This window comes from Streptomyces boetiae, assembly GCF_031845405.1.
GTDB lineage: Bacteria > Actinomycetota > Actinomycetes > Streptomycetales > Streptomycetaceae > Streptomyces > Streptomyces boetiae.
On the sequence record NZ_JAVREN010000025.1, the window covers coordinates 23,706 to 46,956 of the forward strand.

Here is a 23,251-nt window from a genome sequence, read left to right on the forward strand (position 1 = left end):
TAATCGGCAGAGCCTGCAGGACCGGAGGAACAGTGGACGTCTCGTTGACCATGTGGGTGCTCACGGTGGGAGTGCTCAGCGCGCTGATCGCCGTCGACTTCTTCTTCGGGCGCAAGCCCCACGAGGTGTCGCTGCGCGAAGCCGGGACGTGGACGGTCATCTGGATCGCGCTGGCGGTCCTCTTCGGCATCGGGCTGCTGATCATGGAGGGCGGCGGCCCCTCCGGCGAGTTCTTCGCGGGCTACGTCACCGAGAAGTCGCTGAGCGTGGACAACCTCTTCGTCTTCGTGCTGATCATGACCAAGTTCGCGGTGCCCGCACAGTACCAGGCCCGCGTGCTGATGGTGGGCGTGCTGATCGCCCTGGTGCTGCGGGCCGGCTTCATCGCAGCGGGCGCCGCCCTGATCGCGAACTTCTCCTGGGTCTTCTACATCTTCGGCGCCTTCCTCATCTGGACCGCCTGGCAGCTGATCAAGGAGGCCCGCTCCAAGGACGAGGAGGAGGAGTACGAGGAGAACCGCTTCCTGAAGCTGGTCGAGCGCCGCTTCCCGGCCACCGACCAGTACCACGGCACGAAGATGTTCATCCGGGAGAACGGCCGCCGCCTGATGACCCCGATGCTGATCGTGATGCTGGCGATCGGCAGCACCGACATCCTCTTCGCGCTGGACTCCATCCCCGCGATCTTCGGCCTGACCGAGGACCCGTACATCGTCTTCACGGCCAACGCCTTCGCCCTGATGGGCCTGCGCCAGCTGTACTTCCTCATCGGCGGCCTGCTCCAGAAGCTGGTCCACCTCTCCTACGGCCTGTCGATCATCCTCGGCTTCATCGGCGTGAAGCTGGTGCTGCACGCCCTGCACGAGTCCGGCGTCCACGTGCCGGAGATCAGCACGCCCGTCTCGCTCGGCGTGATCTGCGCGGTGCTGATCGTCACCACCCTCACCAGCCTGCGGGCCTCCCGCAAGCAGGAGGAGGCCGCGGCCTCCGCCGCCCCGCGGGCCTGAGCCCCTTCGGTACGGTGGGCGCCCGGGACACTCGGCCGGCGCGGGAGAAGGAACCCGCCGGCCCGCCCGGGCGTTCCACCGTCGGGGCCGCGGGCCCCGGCACTCAGGAGGGGAGGCAGCGGTGAGCACCGAGCCGACGGGCCAGGACGAACCCCGGCGCGAGAGCGGAGCCGGGCCGGGCGGCGACGAGAACTGGGACGGCCTCGTGCTGGACGAGGAGTTCGTGCGCGGCGCCGAGGTGCGCGAGCCGGCCGCCAGGACGCGGATGCTCAGCGAGCGCTGGAAGCGGGGCGCGCCCGCCCCCCAGCCCTGGCGCTCCGATGAGCCGCCCGCCGGCTGGATCCACTCCTCGGGCCGGCGCCGCTCCGGCGTGCGCCGCTGGTTCCGCCGCAGGGGCAAGGACGGGCAGGGCGGCGGCTGATCCCCGGCGCGCCGCCGGGGGCACACTTGGCAGGCGGCTGACGGGCCGTCAGCATGGACAGAGCTCAACTCCCCCACGGGGCAACGCCCTTGCCCGCGCGCCCACGTCGCCGCGGGCGTCCGTGCCCGCCTGTGACGTCTCCCCACCTGGAGTGCCACATGCCGTCCGCCCGTCACGTCCCGACCTCCCGCCGCGCCCTGTTGCGCGGCGGCGCCGCGCTGGCCACCGGCGCGGCCACGCTGACCGCCTCCGCGGCCCAGGCCGCCCCCGGCTCCGCGCGCCCCCCGGCGTTCGCCGCGCCCCGCGCCGGGGGCCCCGTCCGGCCCCGGTCGGCCGACTACCCGCTCGCTGAGTGGGCCCCGGCCGACCCGTCCAACTACACGGTGGCGACCCGCCCTTCCTCCCACCCGGTGCACTTCGTGGTGATCCACGTCGCCCAGGAGACCTACGAGGACACGCTGCGGATCTTCGCCCGCGCCTCCTCCGACGTCTCCGCCCACTACGTGGTCGGCTCGGCCGACGGTCGCGTCGGGCAGTGCGTGCGCGAACGGGACATCGGCTGGCATGCGGGCAACTGGAACTACAACACCCGCAGCGTCGGCATCGAGCACGAGGGCTGGGTCGACCAGCCCGCGTGGTTCACCGAGGCCCTGTACCGGAGTTCGGCGCGGCTGACGGCCCACCTGTGCGACCGGTACGCCATCCCCCGGACCCGCACGTGGATCATCGGCCACAACGAGGTCCCCGGCGCCACCCACACCGACCCCGGCCCGCTGTGGGACTGGGAGCGGTACATGGCGTACGTCAACGCCATGTGATATCCCCGGCGTTCGCCCCCTAATCCTTCGCCGGCCGGTTTTCATCCAATCCGGCGAACCTCGCCGCACGGCCTCATGCCGGCCACGGCGCGGGCGCAGGATCGCCCCGTGACCACGAGGCAGCGAGGGGCAAGAGGGGCACGTGCGGCGGCCGTCCGCGCCGCGGCGGCCGCGTTCGCCGTCGCGGTCACCGCGCTGGGCCTGGCGGCCGTGGCGGGCGGCGCCGACGCCGGGGCCGCCTCCGCCGCCCACTGGCCGTGGCCGCCGCCCTGCCACTCCGTGCCGCCGCACCCGTGGCCGCCCCACCCGTGGCTCCCGCCGCTGCCTCCCGTGCCCCCGCACCCGCCGCTGCCCCCGGTTCCGCCCTGCCCGCCGCCGGAGCCCACCCCGCCGGAGCCCTCCCCGACCCCGGCCCCTCCCGCGCCGACCCCGTCGCCCTCCCCCACGCCCTCACCCACGCCCTCACCCTCGCCCTCACCCAGCCCGTCGCCCACCCCGGCCCCGGCGCCCCCGGCGAGCCCGCAGCCGGCCCCGCCCGCGACCGCCCCGGCCCTTCCGCCGCCCGTGGCCGAGGAGCCCTCCCCCGCGCCCCCGCCCGAGGCGGACCCGGCCCCCGGGCCGCCGGAGCCGGAGCCCCCGGCCGACCCGGCGCCCGCCCCCAGTCCCGCCGCCCTGCCCGCCCCGCCGCTGCCCGACGGCGGGCCGCCGCCCGGCGGGGGCGGCTCGCTGGTCACACGCACGCTGCTGATCGTCGCCCCCGCGGTGCTGGCCGCCGCCGCGCTGCGTCCCCGTTCCCGCTCCGGCTCAGGCTCCGGCGCACGCTGAGGAGGTTCCGGTGTCCGATTGGCTCGTCCTGGCCATCGTCGTGGTGGCGACCTGCGCGGTCGTCCTGCTCGCCGCCGTGCTCCGGCAGCGCCGCGCCGGGGAGTCCGACGACCCGTCCGAGACGCCCGACGTCATCGAGTACATGACGATGATGATCGGCGTGGTCTACGCCATCGTCCTGGGCCTGGCCATCGCCGGGGTCTGGGAGGAGCGCGGCGCCGCCGACGAGTGGGTGCGCCAGGAGGCGCAGGCCCTGCACGAGATGGACGAGCAGGCGCGGGCGCTCCCGGCGGAGGGGCGCGACGCCGTCCGGGCCGACCTCGCCGCCTACGTCGCCCACGTCGTGGGCGAGGAGTGGGACCACATGGTGGCGCGGGGGGAGCTGACCGACCGCGGCGAGGAGCTGCTCGGCCGCCTGCGCGGCACCCTGGTGGCCCAGGACCCGCGAACGGTCCCCGAGGTGCAGGCGTACCAGGGCCTGGTGCAGCAGGTGGCCGTGGCGGACGAGGCCCGCGTCGGGCGCGGGCAGAGCGCCGGGCCGACCATGCCGCCCGTGGTGTGGCTCGGGCTGATCGCGGGCGCGGCCGTGTGCGTGGGGATGGTCTTCGCGCTCCAGATCCAGCGCTCCCCGCGGGAGTTGGCGCTGGCCGGGCTCTTCAGCGCGCTGATCGCCTTCCTGCTCTTCCTCGTCTGGTACTTCGACGACCCCTTCGCCCGCGGCCTGGGCGACGCCACGGACGCGTACCTGGCGTTCTTCCCGCAGGCCGCCGGCCGGGAGTGACCCGCGGTGGCCCGGGACCCAGGCTCTAGCATGAGGCAGATGAGCCCTCTGTTTCCGGCCCTGGAGACCGCCGCGGACCGTCCCGCGCTGCGCTTCGGGGACCAGATACTCAGCTACGCCCACCTGCGCGCGGCGGCCGGCGCCCTGGCCCGGCCGCTGGCGGGGCGGCAGCGCGTCGCCGTCTGGGCCACACCCTCGATCGACACGGCCGTCGCGGTGGTCGCGGCCCTGCTGGCCGGCGTCCCCGCGATCCCCGTCAACCCGGGCAGCGGCCCGAAGGAACTGGCGCACATCGTCGCCGACAGCTCCCCCTCCGCCGTCCTGGCCCCTGCCGGGGCCGCCCTCCCCGCCCCGCTGGCCGCCCTGCCGAGAATCGACGTCGGCGCCGAGGCCGGCGGCGCGCCGGCCGCCGTCCCCGCCCCGGACGCGGCCGGGCTCGACACGGCGGCCCCCGGCGACCCCGCCCTGATCGTCTACACCTCCGGGACGACCGGCCCGCCCAAGGGCGTCGTGCTCCCCCGCCGCGCGCTGGCCTCCACCCTGGACGCGCTGGCCGACGCCTGGCAGTGGACCGCCGAGGACGTCGTCGTCCACGGACTGCCCCTCTTCCACGTGCACGGCCTGGTCCTCGGCGTGCTCGGCCCCCTGCGGCGCGGCGGCACGGCCCACCACCTGGGGCGGTTCTCCCCCGAGGACGTCGCCGAGGCGCTGGCCGAGGGCGGCACCATGCTGTTCGGGGTGCCGACGATGTACCACCGGCTGGCCGAGGCCGCCCCGGCCGTCCCCCGCCTGGCCGCGGCCCTGGGCGGCGCCCGGCTGCTGGTCTCCGGCTCGGCCCCGCTGCCGCTGCCCGTCCACGAACGGATCCTCGCGCTGACCGGCCGCCGCGTCATCGAGCGGTACGGCATGTCCGAGACCCTGATGAACACCAGCGTCCGCGCCGACGGCCCGCCCGCCACCGGCACGGTCGGCGTTCCCCTGCCCGGCGTCGAGCTGCGGCTGGTGGACGACGCGGGGAAGGCGCTGGATGCCGCCGACGGCGAGACCGTCGGCGAGGTGCAGGTGCGCGGCCCCAACCTCTTCACCGAGTACCTCGGCCGCCCGGAGGCCACGGCCGCCGCCTTCGACGGCGACTGGTTCCGCACCGGCGACATGGCCGTCGTGGACCCGGCCGGCCACTACCGCCTGGTGGGCCGCAGGTCCACCGACCTGATCAAGAGCGGCGGGTACCGCGTCGGCGCCGGCGAGGTGGAAAACGTCCTGCTCGCCCACCCCGGCGTCGCCGAGGCCGCCGTCACCGCCGCGCCCGACGCCGACCTCGGGGAGCGGATCGTCGCCTGGATCGTGCCCCGGGACGGCGCCGCGCCCCCGAGCGCCGAGGAGCTGACCGCGCACGTCGCCCGGCAGCTCGCCGCGCACAAGCGGCCCCGCGAGGTCCGCTTCCTGACCGCGCTGCCCCGCAACGACATGGGCAAGGTCCTCAAGCGGGAGCTGGCGTGACGGCCGCGGCGACCGGCCCCGCGGCCACGGCCCGCGAGCTGATCGACGCGGTGTCCACCGGGTTCCGCGAGCTGCCGCGGCACGACTCCTCGGGCGGCCCCGACGGCCCGATCGGCTGGAGCGGGTACGACGCCTCGCGGGCCAGGGCCAGGGAGCGCACCGGCGAGACCGAGGCGGTGGTGTGCGGAACCGCGGACGCCGGCGGCACGGAGGCGGTCCTGGTGGCGTTCGAGTTCGGCTTCCTCGGCGGCTCGATCGGGGCCGGCACAGGGGAGCGGATCGAGACCGCGTTCATCACCGCGCGGGAGCTGTCCCTGCCCGTGGTCTCGCTGATCGCCTCGGGCGGCAGCCGGATGCAGGAGGGGATGTTCGCCCTCACTCAACTCCAGCGGATAGCCCGGCAGATGGTGCGGCTGCGCGCGGCGGGCCTGCCGCACGTGGCGGTCCTGGCCGGGCCGGTGACCGGGGGCGGCTGGGCCACCCTCGGCGCCGGGGCGGACGTGCGGGTGGCGCTGCCGGGGGCCCAGGTCGGCTTCGCCGGCTCGCGCGTCCGCCCGGCCGGGGCGGACCCCCGCGCCTACACGGCGGAGGGCCAGTTCGCCGCCGGGCGCGTGGACCGGATCGTGGAGCCCGGGGAGCTGCGGGCCACGGTCGCCCGCTGGCTGTCGCTTCTGACCCGCCCGGCCCCGGGGCCGGTGCCGCCGCCGCGCGCCCTGCGCGCGGCGGACCCCCCGCGCGGCGGCTGGGAGGCGGTGCTGCGGGCCAGGGAGCCGGACCGGCCGCGCGCCCGCGCCTACCTGGAGGCGTACTTCACGGAACGCGAGCCGCTGGGCGGCACGGACCCCGGCATCCTGTCGGGCTTCGGCCTCCACGAGGGCCGCAGCGTGGCGTACGTCGCGCAGTGCGGGACGGCGACCACCCCGGCCGGGTTCCGGGCGGCGATACGACTGGTAGGCCTGGCCGACCGGCTGGGCATCCCGGTACTGACGCTGGTCGACACCCCCGGGGCGGCGAACGACGCGGAGGCCGAGCGGGAGGGCGTCGGACCGGCCATCGCCGAGGCGATCACCACCCTCGCCGGCTGCCGGATACCGGTGACCACGCTGCTGATCGGGGAGGGCGGCTCGGGCGGCGCCATCGCGCTCACCTCCCTGGGGCGCACCTGGGTCACCCCGGACAGCTACTACTCGGTGGTGGCCCCCGAGCTGGCCGTCTCCATCCTCAAGCGCGGCCCCGAGCAGGTCCCGGCCACGGCCGAGCAGCTCCGGCTGCGCCCCCAGGACCTGGTCGACCTGGGCGTCGCGCGCGGCATCGTCTCGCCCTGACCACGCGCCCGGCGACGGGTGCCCGGCACAGCGTTGCGCCCCCCCCGGGGGGGGGCCCCCAACGGTGCCCCCCCGGGGGGCGGGCGCCACCTGCGCACCGCCCGGCTCGCGCTCCCGTGGGCCCGCCCGGGGGCGCCGAGGAACTCCCGGGAATGGGCGGGAGTCGACGCGTCCGGCCGGTCGGCGGGAGCCGCGGCTCAGGCGACGGGAGCCGCGGCTCAGGCGGCGCCGGCCGCGCGCACGGCGGGCCGGGGGCGGCCCGCACCCCGGCTCCATTCCGGGCGCCCCGGCCCGGACGTCCCGGCCTCCGGGCCGGGGCGCGCGCCCGTCAGCCCGGCGATCCGGGCCAGGCGGCGGTAGGAGTCGAGGCGGCCCGCCGCCGAGTGCGCGTTGAGCGTGACCAGCAGCTCGTCCGCCCCGGTGCGCTCCAGCAGGCCGGCCAGCGTGCGACGCGTCTGCGCCTCGTCTCCGTGGAGGTGCCCGGCCCTGGCCTCCTCGAAGTAGCGGCGCTCGCGCTCGCTCATCTCCCGGGCCAGGACCTCGCCCGGCGGGTCGAGCGGCGGGAAGACGCCCTGCGTGCGGGAGACGGCCGTCGCCCACGCCTCCGGGATCTGGAGGAGCGCGGCCTCCTCCCGCGTCGCGCCGACCGCGGCGTTCACCGCGACGATCACGTACGGGCGTTCGCCGTGCGCCGAGTGCTCCGAGGGGACGAAACGCGAACGGTAGCGGTCCAGGGTGTCCAGCATCCGCCGCTCGTCGGCCAGGTGGGCCATCACCAGCGGCAGGCCGCGTTCGGCGGCGAGGTCCGCGCCCGAGCCGACGGCCAGGACGAAGGCCGGCACCCGCAGCCCCTCGGCGGGCAGGGCGCGCACCGGGCCGCCGCCCGCGAAGTACCCGAGCAGCTCGGTCAGTTGCTCGCCGAAGGCGTCGGCCGCCTCCTTCTCGGCGCCCAGCGCGGCCCGCACCGCGCCGGTGAAGCCGACCGAGCGGCCCAGGCCCATGTCCACGCGGCCGGGGAAGAGGGACTCCAGGACGCCGAACTGCTCGGCCACGACCAGCGGGCGGTGGTTGGGCAGCATCACGCCGCCGGTGCCCACCCGGATGCGGGAGGTCGCGGCGCCGACGGCGGCGGCCAGTACCGTGGGCGCCGACCCGGCGACCCCGGGCACGCCGTGGTGCTCGGCCACCCAGAAGCGGTGCGCGCCCAGGGCCTCGGCCTGCCGGGCGAAGGCGACCGTCTCGCGCAGCGTCTCCCCCGGCGGCTGCCCCCTGCGGATCAGCGCCCGGTCCAGGACCGACCAGCGCGCGGCCCGCAGCCGCGCCTCCTCCGTCTCCGCTTCCGCCCGTGCCGTGTCCACGCCTCCGACAACCGCGCGGCCCCGCTCAGGATTCCCCGCCGCCGCCTTCGCCCAGGCGCGCGTCGTGGGCCAGGAGGGCGATCTGCACGCGGTTGTTGAGGCCGAGCTTGGTCAGGATGCGGGAGACGTGCGTCTTGACCGTGGGCACGCTCATGTACAGCTCGGCGGCGATCTCGGCGTTCGTCCTGCCCCGGCCGATGGCCAGGGCGACCTCCCGCTCGCGCTCGCCCAGGGCGGCCAGGCGGCCCCGGGCACGGCGGGTGTCGCGGGAGGCGCCGGTGACGCGGTCGATGAGGCGCCGGGTGACGACCGGGGAGAGCACCGGGTCCCCGGCGGCGACCCGGCGGACGGCGCTGACGATCTCCGCGGGCGGAGTGTCCTTGAGCACGAACCCGGCGGCCCCGGCCCGCAGCGCGCGCAGCACGTGCTCATCGGCGTCGAAGGTGGTGAGCACGACCACCTCGGGCGGGGCGGGCAGCGCGCGCAGCCGCTCGGTGGCGGCCAGGCCGTCCACGCCGGGCATCCGGATGTCCATCAGGACGACGTCGGGGGCGGCGCTCGCCACCAGCGGCAGCACCTCGGAGCCGTCCGCCGCCTCCCCGGCGATCTCGATGTCCCCGGCGGCGGCCAGCATCAGCCGCAGCCCGGAGCGGACCAGGGGGTCGTCGTCGACGAGGAGGACGCGGATGGTCATGAACGCCACCGTAGAGGCTGTCGGGCGGCCCCCGCCTCGGGGTCCACGCGCGTTCCGTCCGGGTCCACGACCGTTCCGTCCAGGTCGACGACGGTGCCGCACCACCGCCGCAGCAGCACCCGGTCGTGCCCGGCGGCGAGCAGGGCCGCGCCGTGCTCGCGGCGGTAGTCCTCGACGACGGCGACGAGCGCGGCGGTCGTGGCCGCGTCGAGCATGGCCGTCATCTCGTCACAGATCAGCAGCCGGGGGCGCAGCAGCAGGGCGCGGGCGAGGCAGGCGCGCTGGAGCTGCCCGTCGCTGACCTGATGGGGCCGGCGGGCGAGCAGCCCGGGGCTGAGGCCGACGGCCTCGGCCAGCGCGGCGGCGCGGTCGGCCAGTTCGGGGTAACGGCCGGTGGCGCGGGCGGGTTCGGCGATGAGGGCGGCGAGGGTGAGGCGGGGGTCGGCGGCCAGGCGGGGCTGCTGGAAGACGACGCCGACCGCGGTGCGCTGCTCCCGGGGGGCTCGGAAGCGGAAGCCGCGCGCCGGGCGCCCCTCCAGCCGCACGGTCCCCTCCCAGGGGCGGTGCAGCAGGGCGGCGACCCTGGCCAGGGTGGACTTGCCGCAGCCGCTGGGCCCGGAGAGGCCCACGGCCTCTCCCGCGCCGAGGGTGAGGGAGACCCCGCGCAGCACGGGGGTGCGGCGGTGGTATCCGGCGGTGACGGAGCGGAGTTCGAGGACCGGCTCAGGCACGGGCGGCCTCCCGTTCGGGGTGGTGGCAGGCGAGGCCGCCGGTGAACTCCGGCTGCCGGGCGCAGCGTTCGGTGGCGTGGGGGCAGCGGGGGGCGAAGGTGCAGCCGCCGGGCAGCGCGTCCAGCTCGGGCGGCAGCCCGGGCAGGGGCGCGAATTCCCGCTCGGGCAGGGCGGCGAGCAGGCCGCGGGCGTAGGGGTGGCGGGGGCCGCGGGGCCCGAAGAAGGCGGCGGCGTCGGTGAGTTCGACGATCCGCCCGGCGTACATCACGGCCACGCGGTCCGCGATCCGCTCGGCGGCGTTCAGGTCGTGGGTGATGGCCAGCAGGCCGTTACCCGCGTCCACCTGGCGGCGCAGCTCGGCGGCGGTGTGCTCGACCAGGTCGCGGTCCAGGCCGGTGGTGGGCTCGTCCGCGACCAGCAGCGGGGCGCCGCCGACCAGGGCCAGCGCGAGGGCGGCGCGCTGGGCGAGGCCGCCGGAGAGCTGGTGCGGGTGGCGGTCGAGGTGTCCGGCGGGGAACGCGGCGCGCGCCGCCGCGGCCTCGGCCGCCGCCCGGAGCTCCCGCCGCGGGGTGCCGGTGAGCTCGCGGACCGTCTCCTCCATCTGGGCGCGGACGGTGCGCACGGGCGTCAGGTGGGCGGCGGGGCTCTGCGGGACGAGCCCGACGCGCCGGCCGCGCACGGTGCGCGCCAGCTCGGCCTCGCTCGCGGCGAGCACGTCCACGGCCGGGGCCCCGTCGCCGGTGGGGGCGAGGACCGCGCTGCCGCGGGTGAGGGCGTTGCCGGGCAGAAGGCCCAGGAGGGCGGCGGCCAGGACGGACTTGCCGCAGCCGCTCTCCCCGACCAGGGCCAGGCACTCGCCGGCCCCGAGGGTGAACGAGACGTCCGTGACGGCGGCGACGGGCGGGCCGCCGGCCATCTCGAAGCGGACGCAGAGGCCGGAGACGGCGAGCAGGGGGGCGTTCACAGCACCAGCTCCGAGCGGCGGCGGGGGTTGATCCGCTCGCGCCAGGCGCCGGCGAGGCCGGCGAGCGCGAGGGAGGGCAGGATGATGAACAGGCCGGGGAAGAGGGTGGGCCACCACTCCCCCGTGGACAGGGAGCCGCGCGCCGCGTTGATCATGGTGCCCAGGCTGGCCTGGTGGACGGGAATGCCCAGGCCGAGGAACGACAGCGCGGACTCGTGCCAGATGGCGTGCGGGACCATCAGGACGGCGGCGAGCGCGGCCTGCGGCAGCACGGCGGGCGCGAGGTGGCGCGTGGCGACCCGCAGGCGGGAGGCGCCGCCGGAGACGGCGGCGTCGATGTGGGGGCGGGTGCGCAGGGAGTGGATCTCGGCCCGGACGATGCGGGCGGTGGAGACCCAGTGGGTCAGGCCCACGGAGGCGACCACGGGCCAGATGCCGGGCCGGAACATCGCGACGATGAAGATGCCCATCAGCAGGTGCGGGACGGCGCTGAAGGCGTCGGTCAGCCGCATCACGAGCCGGTCGGCGCGCCCGCCCAGGGCCCCGGCGGCGCAGCCGACGAGGAGGCCCAGCAGGCTGGCGACCAGGGCGGCGACGAGGCCGACGAGCAGCGAGACGCGCAGCCCGTAGACGCTGCGCAGCAGGACGTCGCGGCCGAGTTCGTCGGTGCCGAAGGGGTGGTCCCAGGAGGGCGGCCGGAGGCGGGCGGTCAGGTCGACGGCCTGCTGGTCGAGGGGGAACAGGAGCGGGACGAGGAGCGCGGCGAGGGCGGCGGCCAGGGTCACGGCGGCGGCCGAGCCGACGCGGAGGGCACGCCGGCCGCGGGCGGCGCGGGCGCGGGGCCGCGCGCGCCAGGGACGTTCGGCCTGCGCCTCCGAGGGCGCGGGGCGTTCAACGGCGGGTGTCGTCATGGGCGTTCACATCTCGTCCAGGTCGATGCGCGGGTCGGCGAGGCCGTAGAGCAGGTCGGCGACGAGGTTGCCCGCCAGCACGGCGCACGCGGACAGGACGGTGAGGGTGGCCAGCAGGGGGAAGTCGGTGGCGGTGGCCGCGCGGACGGTGGCGGAGGCGATGCCGGGCCAGCTGAAGACGGTCTCCACCAGCAGCGCCCCGGTGATCAGCTCGGGGATCCGGGTGCCGGCGAGGGTGAGCAGCGGCAGCAGGCCGGAGCGCAGGGCGTGGCCGAGCAGCACGGTCCGCTCGCTCAGCCCGCGGGCGCGGGCGCCGCGCACGGGGTCCTCCTGGAGGGCGTCCAGGGTGCCCTGGCGGGCGTAAAGGACGAACCACGGGAGCTGGGAGACGGCGAGCACGGCCACGGGCAGGATGAGGTGCTCGGCGACGGCGCCGGGGGTGACGGCGTCGCTGCCGGTGTCGGTGAGGCCGCCGGCCGGGAGGACGCCGAGGCGGAGGGCGAAGAGCCAGACGGCCAGCAGGGCGAGCCAGAACGGCGGGGCGGCCTGGAGGGTGAAGGAGACGGCGGTGACGGCCCGGTCGAACGCGCCGCCGGGGCGTCGGGCGGCGAGCACGCCGAGGGCGGCGCCCGCGGGGACGGCCAGCACGAAGGCGAGCCCGCACAACAGCGCGGACCAGCCCAGGCGTTCGGCCACCACCTCGGCGACGGGCTGGTGGAGGGCGGAGGACTGGCCGAGGTCCCCGGCGAGTGCGGAGCGCAGCCAGGCCCACCACTGCTCGACGAAGGTGCCCTCGGCGGCGAGGTTGGCCCGCAGGGCGTCGATGGTCTCCTGGGAGGCGCCGACGCCGTCGGAGCCGACGTACTGCCGCACCGGGTCGAAGGGGGAGGCGGCGGCCAGGGCGAACATGCCCAGGGTGACGGCGGCCAGGACGGGGACGGCGGCCAGCAGCCGGCGTGCGGCCAGGCGGGCCATCGCGGCCCAGGGCGGGCCGGGCGCCGCCGCGTTCTCCGTGGACGCTCCGGCGCCCGTGCCCGCCGGGGTCTGCCCGCTTCTCGTCCCCGTCACGGGCGGGGCCGCCAGTCCTCGACGTTCCACCAGGGGCCGTGGCCGAGGCCGTGGTCGTGCGGCTCGACCTGGGTGGTGACGTTCTCCCAGCGGTCGGCCATCACGTAGACGTGGTCGATGTGGGTGAGGAAGGTGTAGCCCGGATTCTCGGACAGCTCCCGCTGGACGGTGGCGTAGGCGGCCTCGCGCTCGGCGGGGTCGACGGTGGCGCGGCCGGCCTCCAGGGCGCGGTCGACGGCGGGGTTGGCGTAGTGGGCCATGTTGTTCCAGCCGTCCCCGGCCAGCTCGGAGTGCAGCAGGCCGTAGAGGTCGAAGTCGGGGTCGGCCGGGTTGCCGCCGCCGGAGAGCACCGCGTCCTCGGCCAGCCGGGGCTCGATCACCTCCCAGGAGCCGGACTCGACAGTGATGTCGACGCCCACCTCGGCTGCGTCGGAGGCGTACGCCAGGGCGTGCTCCTGCCGCAGCCGGTCGCCGGCCGGGTACCAGAGTGTGAACGCCGCGCGCCGCCCGTCGCGGACCCGCACGCCGTCCTCTCCCGGCTCCCAGCCCGCCTCCTCCAGGAGCTCGCGGGCGGCCTCGGGATCGTGGGGGCGTTCGGTGCCCTCGGCGAACCAGGGGCCGGCGGTGGGCACGGGCCCGTAGGCGGGGTGGCCGGCGCCCTGGAGGACGCTCTCGACGATCAGCTCGCGGTCCACGGCCAGGTCCAGGGCGCGGCGGATGGCGCGGTCGCCGGTGACGGGGTGGTCCGTGGGGAGGGTGACGGCGCGGAAGTCGGCGCTCTCGGCGGCGTGGGTGACCAGGCCGTCCTCGCCCTCGAAGGTGGCGGCGAGGCTGGGCGGCAGGACCGCGGCGTCCAGGTCCCCGGCGCGCAGGCGGGTGGCGCGGACGTCGTCGTCGGGGATGACGGCCATGGTGACCCGCTCCACCTCGGGCTCGCCGCCCCAGTAGCCGGGGTTGGCCTCCAGGGTGATGCGCTCGCCGCGGGTCCAGCCGGTGACGACGTAGGGGCCGGTGCCGACGGGCTCGGTGTTGTACGGGCCGGTGTTGACGTCCTGGCCCCCGGCCGCCTCGGCGGAGGCGATGGGCAGGACGGTGCGGTCGGCGAAGGCGGCGTAGGGGTGCTCCAGGGTGAAGACGACGGTGTGCTCGCCCTCGGCGCGGACGCTCGCCAGGGCGGCGAGGTCGTCGCGGTTGGGGTTGTTGGTGCCCTCGTCGAGGATCGTCTCGTAGGTGAAGACGACGTCGCGGGCGGTGAAGGGCGTTCCGTCGCTGAACTCGACGCCCTCGCGCAGGGCGTAGGTGTAGGTCAGGCCGTCCTCGCTGACCTCGGGCAGGCCGGTGGCCAGGGCGGGTCGCAGCTGAAGGTCCTCGTCGTGGCGGAGCAGGCCGTCGAAGATCTTGGAATTGCCGTCGCGGCCGTAGCCCAGGAGCGGGCTGAGGGACTCGGGCTCGTTGGCTATGCCGATGACGACGGAGGCGCCGTCGCCGCGGCTCTCGCCTCCGGGGGCGGAGCAGGCGGCGCCGCCCGCGAGGAGGGCCAGGGCCGCGAGGCCGGCGCCGATCGTCGTTCGTGGTCCGGGCCTCCGGGCAATCATGGGCACACTCCCGCTGCACTGCATACGTTATTGCGAACGAGTCGCAATTAAACAGGACGGGGCGTGGCCCCTGTCCAGGGGGGCGCCGGCACGGCGGCCCGTCCCCGGTCCGCCGCGGTGCCGCCCGCCGCCCCCGGTGATACGGATGAACGCATGGACTGGACGCCCTGGACCGACTGGACCGCCGCGCCCGACGCCTGGCTCGGCCGCCTGGTCCTGCAGCGCGGCCTGGCGCTGGTCTACCTGGTGGCCTTCCTGTGCGCCGTGCGGGAGTTCCGCGTGCTGGCCGGCGAGCGCGGGCTGACGCCCGCCCCGGCGTTCCTGCGCGCCGTTGACTTCCGCCGCGCGCCCAGCCTCTTCCACTGGCGCTACTCCGACCGGCTCCTGGCGGGGACGGCCTGGCTCGGCGCCGCCCTGGCCGCAGCCGTGGCGGCCGGGGCCGCGGACGCCCTCCCGCTGGCGGCCTCGATGGCCCTGTGGGCCGCGCTGTGGGCCCTCTACCTCTCGATCGTCAACATCGGCCAGACCTGGTACGCCTTCGGCTGGGAGTCACTGCTGCTGGAGGCCGGGTTCCTCGCGGTCTTCCTGGGCAACGACAGCGTCGCGCCGCCGTCCGTCGGGCTGCTCCTGGTGGTGTGGCTGGTCTTCCGCGTGGAGCTGGGCGCCGGCCTGATCAAGTGGCGCGGCGACCGCTGCTGGCGGCGGCTGACCTGCCTCTACCACCACCACGAGACGCAGCCGATGCCCGGCCCGCTGAGCTGGTTCTTCCACCGCCTGCCCGGCCCGCTGCACCGGGCGGAGGCCGCCGCCAACCACGTCGCCCAGATGATCGTCCCCTTCGGCCTCCTGCTGCCCCAGCCGGTGGCCACCTGGTGCGCGCTCGTGGTCATCGTCACCCAGCTGTGGCTGGTGGCCTCGGGGAACTTCGCCTGGCTGAACTGGCTGACCATGATCCTGGCCCTGGCCGCCGTGGACGGCGCCCTCGCCGCCCGCCACCTGCCCCTCCTGCCGGACCCGCCGCCCCACCAGCCCGCCGCCCCGGCCTGGTTCACGGCGCTGCTGCTGGCCGCGGCGGCGCTCGTGGCGTTCCTCAGCCACCGCCCGGTGCGCAACCTCCTCTCGCCGCGCCAGCAGATGAACCGCACCTACGACCCGCTGCACCTCGTCAACTCCTACGGCGCCTTCGGCACGGTCACCCGACAGCGCCACGAGATCGTCCTGGAGGGCACCGACGACCCCGACCCGCAGGCCCCGCCCGAGCGCTGGCGCGCCTACGAGTTCCACGGCAAGCCGGGCGACCCGGGGCGCCTGCCCCGCCAGTTCGCCCCCTTCCACCTCCGCCTCGACTGGCAGATGTGGTTCGCCGCGCTCACCCCCCGCACCCCCCGCCCCTGGCTGCGCACTCTCGTCACCCGCCTCCTCGCCGGCGACCCCGCCACCCTCCGCCTTCTGCGCGTCAACCCCTTCCCCGACCACCCGCCCACCTGGATCCGCGCCCGCCTCTACCGCTACCGCTTCACCACCCTGGCCGAGCTGCGCGCCACCCACACCTGGTGGCACCGCACCGACCTGGGCGACCACCTCCCCCCACGCCCCCACGACGGGTGAGCACGCACCGCCCCCGATGGGGTATGGTTCCTTTGCACGCCAACGAGGGGGCCCAGCCCCCCGAAGGCAGGCACACGGGACGTGGCGCAGCTTGGTAGCGCACTTGACTGGGGGTCAAGGGGTCGTGGGTTCAAATCCCGCCGTCCCGACAGGAGCGGAAGACTCCGCCGCAGGTCAGGGCCCTGTTTCACGCGAGTGAGGCGGGGCCTTCCTCGTGTCCGCAGGCCCTGTCTCTCACAATCTCTCACAATCGGTCTGTGGTGCCCCGCCCTCTCACCGGCGGTCCAGCACCTGGTCCATCCGCTCGGCCGCGGGCCGCAGGTGCTCGACGTTTCACTCCGTGCCGGATGCAAGCCAGTTCGGCGACTGCCGCCTTCTTGTGGCGGAAGTGCGCGTCAACTGACCCCCGCACCAAGCGGATCGTGAGACAGATGCACGGTCGCGCCGGATTCGCCCTACTCCGCCGCGCATCCTCCTCCAGTGATCAGCACCCAGCGCTACCAGCGAAGACAGGCCAGAGCCACTCGTTTGACAGACCCGGAGGAGGAGGGCGGAGTGATCGGTGAGGCCGAGTCCGGTGCTCAGGGCGGTGCCGCGGGAGGCGTCGGGGATCCGGGGGCGCCTCGCTGTTCATGACCGCTCACCGCTCGCAAGGTCGGCGGCGAGGGCGGCGAAGCACCCTTGCCAGCCCTGTTCGTTGTCGTTGCGCAACGACAGTGACCGGTAGCCGGACTGGGTGAACCGCATCCGGGTGCGCGGTGCCTGCTCGGTGCCGATGTCGTCGAGTGCGACCGTTACCAGTGTCTCGGGATGGGCGCCCGCGCCGTCAAGCTGGGTCAGGGTGAGCGCGAGCCGTTCGAACGGGTCGACCTCGCGGAATGCTCCGTGCTCTGTGTACTGGTGGTCACCGCTCTCGGCACGGAAGTCCAGGCGCCAGCGACCCCCGGGGCGGGGGTCGGACTCGGCGTGCAGGGTGGCATAGCCGGGCGGGGCGAACCAGCGCGCGAGCGCGTCGGCCTCGGTCCAGCGGCGGAAGACGCGGTCGCGTGCTGCGGAGAACTCCTGCTCGATCTCGATCACGAGCCCGCGGTCGGCGTCTCGGCGTGTGCTGTTGGTGGTCATGTCATTTCCTGCGGATCGTGTGCGTCCTCGGACCGCAGATCGGCGTCGAGTGCGGTGAAACGGTGCTCCCAGGTCGCGCGGTAGTCGGCCAGCCAGGCATCGATCTCGATCAGGGGATCGACGCGCAGTTGGCTCGGACGGCGTTGAGCGTCGCGGCCACGGGACACCAGCCCGGCGGATTCGAGGACGCCGATGTGCTTGGAGATCGCCCGTGGCGTCATCTCGAACGGTGCGGCGAGTTCGGCGACCGAGGCCTCGCCCCGTTCGCGCAGGCTCAGCAGGATCGCCCGCCGAGTCGGGTCCGCGAGCGCGGCAAAGGTGCGGCTGAGCTGGTCGGTCGCCATAGTCAGGCACCTTTCGGTTCGGGAACTGAGTAGTTCGATGTTGGGGCCGCGGCCGAAGCCCGTCAACCCCGCACGCCACCGGGGCGGCCCCCGGCGGCGGGAGAGGGCAGCGATGGCGCGGCTTCGCGGGGCGGCGCAGTCGGCGATGGCCGCCGGTTTCCCCGATGCGCAGTCTTGACGCGGACCGCATGCCCCCTACTATGGCACCACTCAGTTCCCGAACTGGATGGTTCTGGAGAAGCGGTGTCAACGGAGGAAGGGATGACGACGTGACCACCACCAACACGAGCCGAGCCCGAAAGCGGTGCGACCCCGTCCCGAGCGGGAAGGCCATGGCCGATGCGGCCTGATCACCCGCCCGGTGGCACTGCGGGCTCCGACGGGTCCTCCGTCGCCTCCGGGTCCGCGCGCTGGACAGGGCGCGTGGCGTGGACCGTGCAGGTTCTCTCGGCGCTGCTCCTGCTGGCTGCTGCGGTTCCCAAGCTGGTGGGGACCGAGGTCGCCGTCGAGGCGTTCGAGACGATCGGGGCCGGGCAGTGGCTCCGTGTGTTCACGGGGGTGGCCGAGGTCGCCGGGGCGATCGGACTGCTCCTGCGATGGATCGCCGGTCTCGCCGCCCTCGGCCTCGGCCTGCTCATGGCGGGGGCGACCGCGGTCAATTTCGGCGTCGTCGATGACCCCGGTGCGGGTGTCACCACCCTGGTCCTGCTGGCGGCCTTCGCCTTCATCGCGTGGCGGCGCCTTCGCGAACTGGACCCGCGGCGCCTTCTCGACCCGCTCGGCCGCCACCGCTGACCCACTGCCGGCCACACGCCTCAGAAGGAGACCATCGTGTTGCTCGAAGGAAAGAACGCCATCATCTACGGAGGCGCGGGCCCGATCGGGAGCGCCGTCGCGGCCGGCTTCGCCCGTGAAGGAGCCACCGTCCACCTGACCGGACGCACCCTGTCCGCCCTGGACGCCGTGGCCGGCGACATCCGTGCCGCCGGCGGCACGGTACACACCGCCGCGATCGACGCCCTCGACCCAGGCCGGATCAGCGCCCACGCCGACCACGTCGCCGACAGTGCCGGAGGCATCGACATCAGCTTCAACGCCATCGGCCTGGGCGACGTCCACGGCACTCCTCTGGCCGAGATGAGCCTGGAACTGTTCGAACGCCCCATCGTCAACGCCGCACGCACGATGTTCCTCACCACCCAGGCCGCGGCCCGCCACATGATCGACCAGGGCTCCGGCGTCCTGCTGTTCTTCGGCGGTGACGGCGGCCGTGATCCCGTCCGCGACTACAACATCGGCGGATTCCAGGTCGCCATGGGGCTCATCGACACCCTGCGCCGCCAGCTCGCCGCCGAACTCGGCCCCCGCGGCATCCGCGCCGTCACCCTGCAGTCCGGCGGGATCGCCGAGGCCATCCCCGCGGACGAGCCGGACCGCGACGCGATCACGGAGATGATCCTCGCTCCGACCATGCTCGGACGCACCGCGACCTTCGATGATGTCGGCAACGTCGCCGCCTTCGTCTGTTCCGACAAGGCCGGCTCCATCACCGCCGCGTCGATCAACATCACCGCCGGCGCCGTCGCCGATTGAACCGGCCCCTGCCCTGCTCGACCATTGACGCTTGCGGCTGCCGGTCCCGAACGCGCTGCTCCCGGCGGGAAGGGGCCAGCGCCGTCGGCCCGGGTCCGACTCCCGCCAACGCACCCTGCGGGGAGCACCGGGCACCCCCTGGCGGGCGCCCGTCTGACCCTGACCGAGGGCGCCTCGGCACGACGCGGGGCCCGCTGAGCCGGGGGTGTATCTCCAGCTCAGCGGCCCTTCCAAGGGGGAGCCGGGCGCCTGGGGCGCCCGGCGGCAGTCTCCCGTGTGCCGGGCAGCGGCGGCCCCTACGTCCGGGCGGTGCACGCGTGGGGGGGGCCGTCGGAGTACCCGACGCAGGCGCGGGCGCGGAGATTGCGGGTGTCGTAATGGGACCGGTAGGCCGGCGAGAACACCCCTGGGTCACCGTCGGTGCAGTCCACCGCGGGCTGCCGGTCGTGCCAGTGGCCGGCCCACGCGCCGTCGGTCCGCACCTCGTACCGGATCTGGGTGATCGCGCACCAGCCATCCCGAAGGGTGTCCCTGGCGTAAGCCTCGACCGCCACGTCGTAACCGTTCCAGTCGATGTGGGCGAGGTCCATCCCGTGCGTTCAGGCACGTGCCGGAGGAGGCGGGCGGGTACTCCGCCACGACCGGGACGGCAGAAGCACCCGCACGTGCCCAGCCTCGGCCCGGCAGGCGGAAAGCGGCAACAGGTCTCCCTGGCCGCAGACCCGTGAGTCCGGCGGGCAGTCGGCCACCTCCTCCGGAAATCGCCGCTCCCGCTTCGGGATCGCCCGTCCGGCCATCGCGCCGGGCTTGTCGACCTTGCTCGCTGGACTCAGCCAGTCCGGGGCGCTACGCCGTCGCGCGCGGGGGATCGCGTCACCCGGACGGGCGGGCCGCTTAGGATCTGGTCCGTGAGAAGCGATCTTTTCAAGGCCGAGTACACGGCACAGCCGCCCACCGCGGCCGGAATGTCCTTGCAGCACTCCAAGGCGATCAAGTACGTCGTGAACGGCGAGTGCCACGCCCGCCAGGGCGCGATGGTGGCCTTTCGGGGCAACCTGCAATTCGAGGCGAAATCCCAGGGGGTGGGCAACTTCCTCAAGCGGGCCGTCACCGGCGAGGGGCTCTCCCTGATGGCCGTGCGCGGGCAGGGCGAGGTGTGGTTCGCGCACCTCGCCCAGAGCTGTTTCGTCATCGAGCTGGACCCGCAGGACGCGCTCACGATCAATGGCCGCAACGTGCTGTGCTTCGATCCCACGCTCAGCTACGACATAAAGATGGTGAGCGGGGCCGGGATGGCGGGCGGCGGGCTCTTCAACTGCCAGTTCGCCGGACAGGGCCGCATCGGCCTCATAGCCGACGGCGACCCCATCATCATCCCGGTGACCTCCCAGGCCCCCGTCTATGTCGACACCGACGCGGTCGTCGGCTGGTCGAGCAACCTGCACACCTCGATCAACCGCAGCCAGAGCCTCAAGTCGATGCTGCGCGGCGGTTCGGGCGAGGCGTTCCAGCTCATGCTGCAGGGCGACGGCTTCGTCATCGTCCAGCCCAGCGAGGCGCCGCCGCCCCCCGAGAAGTAACCGGCCGGCCGAGCCACGCCCGGGCCGTCACCGTGGCCGCGGCGGCGAGGAAGACCGTTCCGGCGACGGGACAGACGGCCCGGAACAGTGCACCACCGCCGCGACGGCCGCCCACCGGCCGTCGCGGCGCCGCGTCGCGCCCCGGCGCGGTCGAACAGCCCGGCCCGGGCCGATGTCGAGGTCGCCGGCCAGGAGCGCGGCGGTGAGCTCGTGCGGGTAGCGCTGGCTGACATCGATGGCGGGGCCCGGCCCGGCGGGGCCCGACCGGCGCAGCAGCGCGGTGACCTCTTCCCCCGTGACGGCGGGGGTGTGGCCCAGGCGGAGGGTTTCCTGTCCACCGCGGCCGGTGCGGCGGGCGCGGCGCGGCGCCGGGCGGGCGAGGCCGTGCAGGACGCGGACGTCCTCGACCGGCGCCCGCCCCGGCGGGCAGCAGCGACACGCCCGTGGCTGTGCGTTCCGGCAGCGGGACGCCGGGAGAGGTAAAGCCGGGTTGCCGCGCGGGTGGAGCTGCCCTCCTCGGCGACCGCGATGAGATGGTCGAGCTTGTTCAGGTCCAGCCTCATGCGGTCACTCCTGGCGCGGGCGGCGTGCGGGTCAGCGGGTGGTGTAGCCCCCGTTGGGGAACAGCGTCCGGCCGGTGAACCACCAGCCCTCGGTCGCGAGGAACCGGATCACCGGAACGATGTCCTCGATCCGCGTGAGCTGCCCGCCCAGCGCCTGTGACTTGTGGAACTCCGCGCGCTCCGGCGTCTCCTGCGGATAGAAGAAGGGCGTGTCCGCCGGGCCGGGCGCCACGACGTTCACCGAGATCCCGCGGTCGGCGGACTCCTTGGCCGGCGCCCGCGTGAAGTGCTCAAGCGGCGCCTTGCCGCCGGCGTAGGTCGAGTAGCCGTCCGTGAAGGCGGCCAGGAGGGAGGTGCCCAGGCTGACGATCCTGCCCTGGTCGTTCAGGCGCCGCCCGGCCTCCTGGATGAAGGAGTAGGCCGCCTTGGCGTTGATGCCGAACATGCGGTCGTACTCCCCCTCGCTGGTCTGGAGGATCGGCTTGCGCAGCACCATCCCCGTGGTGTTCACCGCGATGTCCGCCCCGCCGAAGGTGTCCACCGCCACGTCGAACAGCCGCCGCACGTCGGCGACCCGGGCCAGATCGCCCAGCACGGCCACCGCCTCTCCCCCGCCTCCCGGATGGTCTCGACCGTCTGCTCCGCCTCCTTCGCACCCGTGTGGTGGTGCACCACGACCTTGGCCCCCGCCTCCGCGAACGTCCTGCTGAGCAGGCCGCCCGGGTACTTCGCGCCGCCGCCGACGACCGCGGCCTTGCCCTCCAGCGTATTCCCGGCCATGCCCGCCACTCCTTCCGCTCGCTTTCCGCCCGTTTCCGGGCCGTGAACGACCGCGGCCGACGCTGAGGGGCGCGTTCCGAGCGCGGCCAACAGCACATCCGGATGTGCCCACAAGCTATGCCGGTACCGCCAGGTGACAGCGCCGGCCACGCGGACCCGCGCGGGGACGAACTGGTCGCCCTGCTCACGCGCCGCCTCGAAGCCCCAGGCCGGGGGCCGGCCGTGCGGCCGTCGTGGCCGCGCTCTTGGCGCCGCGCCCGGGCCGGGGAGAATCGGAGCCGGATGCGGCAGGCAGTGAGAAGGGAATCGGCATGCGCCCCTTGACCTTTGTCGTGGGCACCGGGAGGAGCGGCTCGACCGCCCTGTCCACGCTGCTGAACGCCCACCCGGGCGTCCTCAGCCTGAACGAATTCCTCGCCTCCCTCCGGGACCCCGGCCACGCCCTGCCCGACCGGCCGCTCACGGGTGAGGAGTTCTGGCGGATCCTCGCCGCCCCCAACCCCGTCTTCGACACCATGACCCGCAGCGGCATCCCGCTTCCGGAATTCCTCTACACCCGCCGCCCCGGCCGCCACTCCGCCGAGACCGGCGGCATCCCCGCCCTGTGCCTGATGGTCCTCCCCCACCTCACCGACGACCCCGACGCCGCCCTCGACGCCCTCGCCGCGGAGGTCACCTCCTGGCCGGCCGGGACCGCGCCCGCCCACCACCAGGCCCTGTTCGACCTGCTCGCGCGCCGCTACGGCGGCGCCGCCGTGGTGGAACGCTCCGGGTACTCCGTGTCCTGGATCCCCGCCCTGCACCGGGCCTTCCCCCACGCGCGGTTCGTCCACCTCCACCGCCACGGTCCCGACTGCGCCCTGTCCATGAGCCGCCACGTCGGCTACCGCACCATCCTGCTCCTGCGCGACCTCCGCGAACGGGCCGGGGTCGCGACCTTCGCCGACCTCACCCCCCGGCACGTGGCCGAGCTGCCGCCCGACCTCGCCGCGCTGCTCGCCGACCGCTTCGACCCCGCGCTCGTCCTGGACCGGGACATCCCCCTGGCCCGGTTCGGCGCCCTGTGGTCCCGGATCGTCACCGACGGCAGCGCCCACCTGAACGCGCTCCCCGCGGACCAGTGGGCCACCCTCGCCTACGAGGACCTCCTCGACCACCCCCGCCGCGAACTGACCGCCCTCGCCCGCTTCCTGGGCGCCGAGCCCACCCGCGACTGGCTCGACCACGCCGCGGCCCGCCTCAGCCCCGCCCACCGCGGCGCCGCCGCCCGGCTGCCTTCCGAAGAACGCCGGGCCCTCGAACGCGCCTGCGCGCCCGGCGCCGCCGCCCTCACCGCGGCGCACCGCCCCCTGACGCCCTGGCCAACGGACCGGACCGGCTGACGCGCCAGGCAGTAGCGGACACAGACGACCTTCGAGCCGAAGGTGCGGGTCTCGACGAGCCCGAGATCCACCCGGCACTCCTGCTGGGGAGGGACACGGCGGGGCTCCTGGTGGGCCTGGCCGGCGTGGGTCCGGCGGTGGGCGCTCCGGCGGGACCGCTCCCCCGGTGAAGCGGTTCCGGCTCGGCTCTCCGCGGTCTTCTGACCCTGCGGCTCCGACACTGCTCCTGGGCCGGGCGGCAGCGCCCGTCGCGAGCCACCGTCCGTCGGCGCGGGAGGGAT

Annotated in this window: 22 protein-coding genes, 1 tRNA gene and 1 pseudogene; 13 read left to right on the plus strand and 11 right to left on the minus strand. The window is 75.1% G+C overall.

Annotated features, from left to right (window positions below):
- Nucleotides 1-32: 32 nt before the first annotated feature.
- From RM780_RS17305 to RM780_RS17335, 7 genes are all read left to right on the plus strand, one after another.
- Complete coding sequence (locus RM780_RS17305; RefSeq protein ID WP_311631647.1) at nucleotides 33-1,007, plus strand: TerC family protein; 975 nt, start codon at nucleotides 33-35, stop codon at nucleotides 1,005-1,007.
- A 121-nt stretch (nucleotides 1,008-1,128) separates the two neighbouring features.
- A complete protein-coding gene (locus RM780_RS17310; protein ID WP_311631648.1) occupies nucleotides 1,129-1,428 on the plus strand; it encodes an SGM_3592 family protein in 300 nt (99 codons plus the stop codon).
- Between the two features lie 158 nt (nucleotides 1,429-1,586).
- Complete coding sequence (locus RM780_RS17315; RefSeq protein WP_311631649.1) at nucleotides 1,587-2,246, plus strand: N-acetylmuramoyl-L-alanine amidase; 660 nt, start codon at nucleotides 1,587-1,589, stop codon at nucleotides 2,244-2,246.
- Nucleotides 2,247-2,354: 108 nt separating this feature from the next.
- Nucleotides 2,355-3,071 (plus strand): hypothetical protein, encoded by a 717-nt coding sequence (locus RM780_RS17320; protein ID WP_311631650.1) that lies wholly within the window; start codon nucleotides 2,355-2,357, stop codon nucleotides 3,069-3,071.
- 10 nt (nucleotides 3,072-3,081) lie between these two features.
- On the plus strand, nucleotides 3,082-3,852 hold the full coding sequence (locus tag RM780_RS17325) for a bestrophin-like domain (protein WP_311631651.1): 771 nt from the start codon (nucleotides 3,082-3,084) through the stop codon (nucleotides 3,850-3,852).
- A gap of 39 nt (nucleotides 3,853-3,891) precedes the next feature.
- Complete coding sequence (locus RM780_RS17330) at nucleotides 3,892-5,352, plus strand: acyl-CoA synthetase (protein WP_311631652.1); 1,461 nt, start codon at nucleotides 3,892-3,894, stop codon at nucleotides 5,350-5,352.
- Nucleotides 5,349-6,677 carry a carboxyl transferase domain-containing protein gene (locus RM780_RS17335; RefSeq protein WP_311631653.1) on the plus strand — a complete coding sequence of 443 codons (1,329 nt, stop codon included), beginning with the start codon at nucleotides 5,349-5,351 and terminating at the stop codon, nucleotides 6,675-6,677. Before RM780_RS17330 ends, RM780_RS17335 begins: the two co-directional genes overlap by 4 nt.
- A 218-nt stretch (nucleotides 6,678-6,895) precedes the next feature.
- On the opposite strand, the gene RM780_RS17340 is transcribed toward RM780_RS17335, so the two are convergent.
- From RM780_RS17340 to RM780_RS17370, 7 genes are all read right to left on the minus strand, one after another.
- A complete protein-coding gene (locus RM780_RS17340) occupies nucleotides 6,896-8,035 on the minus strand; it encodes an LLM class flavin-dependent oxidoreductase (RefSeq protein WP_311631654.1) in 1,140 nt (379 codons plus the stop codon).
- A 25-nt stretch (nucleotides 8,036-8,060) separates the two neighbouring features.
- Nucleotides 8,061-8,729 (minus strand): response regulator transcription factor, encoded by a 669-nt coding sequence (locus RM780_RS17345; RefSeq protein WP_311631655.1) that lies wholly within the window; start codon nucleotides 8,727-8,729, stop codon nucleotides 8,061-8,063.
- Nucleotides 8,726-9,460, minus strand: coding sequence for an ABC transporter ATP-binding protein (locus tag RM780_RS17350; protein ID WP_311631656.1), 735 nt, complete (start codon nucleotides 9,458-9,460; stop codon nucleotides 8,726-8,728). Before RM780_RS17350 ends, RM780_RS17345 begins: the two co-directional genes overlap by 4 nt.
- Nucleotides 9,453-10,376, minus strand: coding sequence for an oligopeptide/dipeptide ABC transporter ATP-binding protein (locus tag RM780_RS17355; protein WP_311631697.1), 924 nt, complete (start codon nucleotides 10,374-10,376; stop codon nucleotides 9,453-9,455). Before RM780_RS17355 ends, RM780_RS17350 begins: the two co-directional genes overlap by 8 nt.
- A 44-nt stretch (nucleotides 10,377-10,420) precedes the next feature.
- The gene (locus tag RM780_RS17360; RefSeq protein ID WP_311631657.1) at nucleotides 10,421-11,335 is read right to left on the minus strand and encodes an ABC transporter permease; all 915 of its coding nucleotides are present in this window, start codon (nucleotides 11,333-11,335) and stop codon (nucleotides 10,421-10,423) included.
- 6 nt (nucleotides 11,336-11,341) lie between these two features.
- On the minus strand, nucleotides 11,342-12,310 hold the full coding sequence (locus RM780_RS17365; RefSeq protein WP_311631698.1) for an ABC transporter permease: 969 nt from the start codon (nucleotides 12,308-12,310) through the stop codon (nucleotides 11,342-11,344).
- A gap of 89 nt (nucleotides 12,311-12,399) precedes the next feature.
- Complete coding sequence (locus RM780_RS17370) at nucleotides 12,400-13,998, minus strand: ABC transporter substrate-binding protein (RefSeq protein WP_311631658.1); 1,599 nt, start codon at nucleotides 13,996-13,998, stop codon at nucleotides 12,400-12,402.
- Between the two features lie 153 nt (nucleotides 13,999-14,151).
- Between RM780_RS17370 and RM780_RS17375 the strand changes: the two genes are divergently transcribed.
- Both RM780_RS17375 and RM780_RS17380 read left to right on the plus strand, forming a co-directional pair.
- Nucleotides 14,152-15,606 (plus strand): lipase maturation factor family protein, encoded by a 1,455-nt coding sequence (locus RM780_RS17375; RefSeq protein ID WP_311631659.1) that lies wholly within the window; start codon nucleotides 14,152-14,154, stop codon nucleotides 15,604-15,606.
- A gap of 75 nt (nucleotides 15,607-15,681) precedes the next feature.
- Nucleotides 15,682-15,755 (plus strand) — tRNA-Pro (locus tag RM780_RS17380).
- Nucleotides 15,756-16,236: 481 nt separating this feature from the next.
- Here RM780_RS17380 and RM780_RS17385 read toward each other — a convergent pair.
- Together RM780_RS17385 and RM780_RS17390 are read right to left on the minus strand one after the other, a co-directional pair.
- Nucleotides 16,237-16,728, minus strand: coding sequence for an SRPBCC family protein (locus RM780_RS17385; RefSeq protein WP_311631660.1), 492 nt, complete (start codon nucleotides 16,726-16,728; stop codon nucleotides 16,237-16,239).
- Nucleotides 16,725-17,072, minus strand: a complete 348-nt coding sequence (locus tag RM780_RS17390; protein ID WP_311631661.1) for an ArsR/SmtB family transcription factor — start codon at nucleotides 17,070-17,072, stop codon at nucleotides 16,725-16,727. The genes RM780_RS17385 and RM780_RS17390 overlap by 4 nt, the downstream gene beginning before the upstream one ends.
- Before the next feature lie 423 nt (nucleotides 17,073-17,495).
- Here RM780_RS17390 and RM780_RS17395 point away from each other — a divergent pair, with 423 nt between their 5' ends.
- Both RM780_RS17395 and RM780_RS17400 read left to right on the plus strand, forming a co-directional pair.
- Nucleotides 17,496-17,867, plus strand: a complete 372-nt coding sequence (locus tag RM780_RS17395) for a DoxX family protein (RefSeq protein ID WP_311631662.1) — start codon at nucleotides 17,496-17,498, stop codon at nucleotides 17,865-17,867.
- 36 nt (nucleotides 17,868-17,903) lie between these two features.
- Entirely contained in the window at nucleotides 17,904-18,665 is a 762-nt protein-coding gene (locus RM780_RS17400) for an SDR family NAD(P)-dependent oxidoreductase (RefSeq protein WP_311631663.1), read from the plus strand.
- 296 nt (nucleotides 18,666-18,961) lie between these two features.
- On the opposite strand, the gene RM780_RS17405 is transcribed toward RM780_RS17400, so the two are convergent.
- Nucleotides 18,962-19,255 carry a hypothetical protein gene (locus tag RM780_RS17405; protein WP_311631664.1) on the minus strand — a complete coding sequence of 98 codons (294 nt, stop codon included), beginning with the start codon at nucleotides 19,253-19,255 and terminating at the stop codon, nucleotides 18,962-18,964.
- Between the two features lie 318 nt (nucleotides 19,256-19,573).
- Here RM780_RS17405 and RM780_RS17410 point away from each other — a divergent pair, with 318 nt between their 5' ends.
- Nucleotides 19,574-20,245 carry an AIM24 family protein gene (locus RM780_RS17410; protein ID WP_311631665.1) on the plus strand — a complete coding sequence of 224 codons (672 nt, stop codon included), beginning with the start codon at nucleotides 19,574-19,576 and terminating at the stop codon, nucleotides 20,243-20,245.
- A 594-nt stretch (nucleotides 20,246-20,839) separates the two neighbouring features.
- On the opposite strand, the pseudogene RM780_RS17415 reads toward RM780_RS17410, so the two are convergent.
- Nucleotides 20,840-21,588: pseudogene (locus tag RM780_RS17415) on the minus strand (SDR family oxidoreductase).
- A gap of 311 nt (nucleotides 21,589-21,899) precedes the next feature.
- Here RM780_RS17415 and RM780_RS17420 point away from each other — a divergent pair.
- Nucleotides 21,900-22,970, plus strand: a complete 1,071-nt coding sequence (locus tag RM780_RS17420) for a sulfotransferase family protein (RefSeq protein ID WP_311631666.1) — start codon at nucleotides 21,900-21,902, stop codon at nucleotides 22,968-22,970.
- The last annotated feature ends 281 nt before the right edge of the window (nucleotides 22,971-23,251 follow it).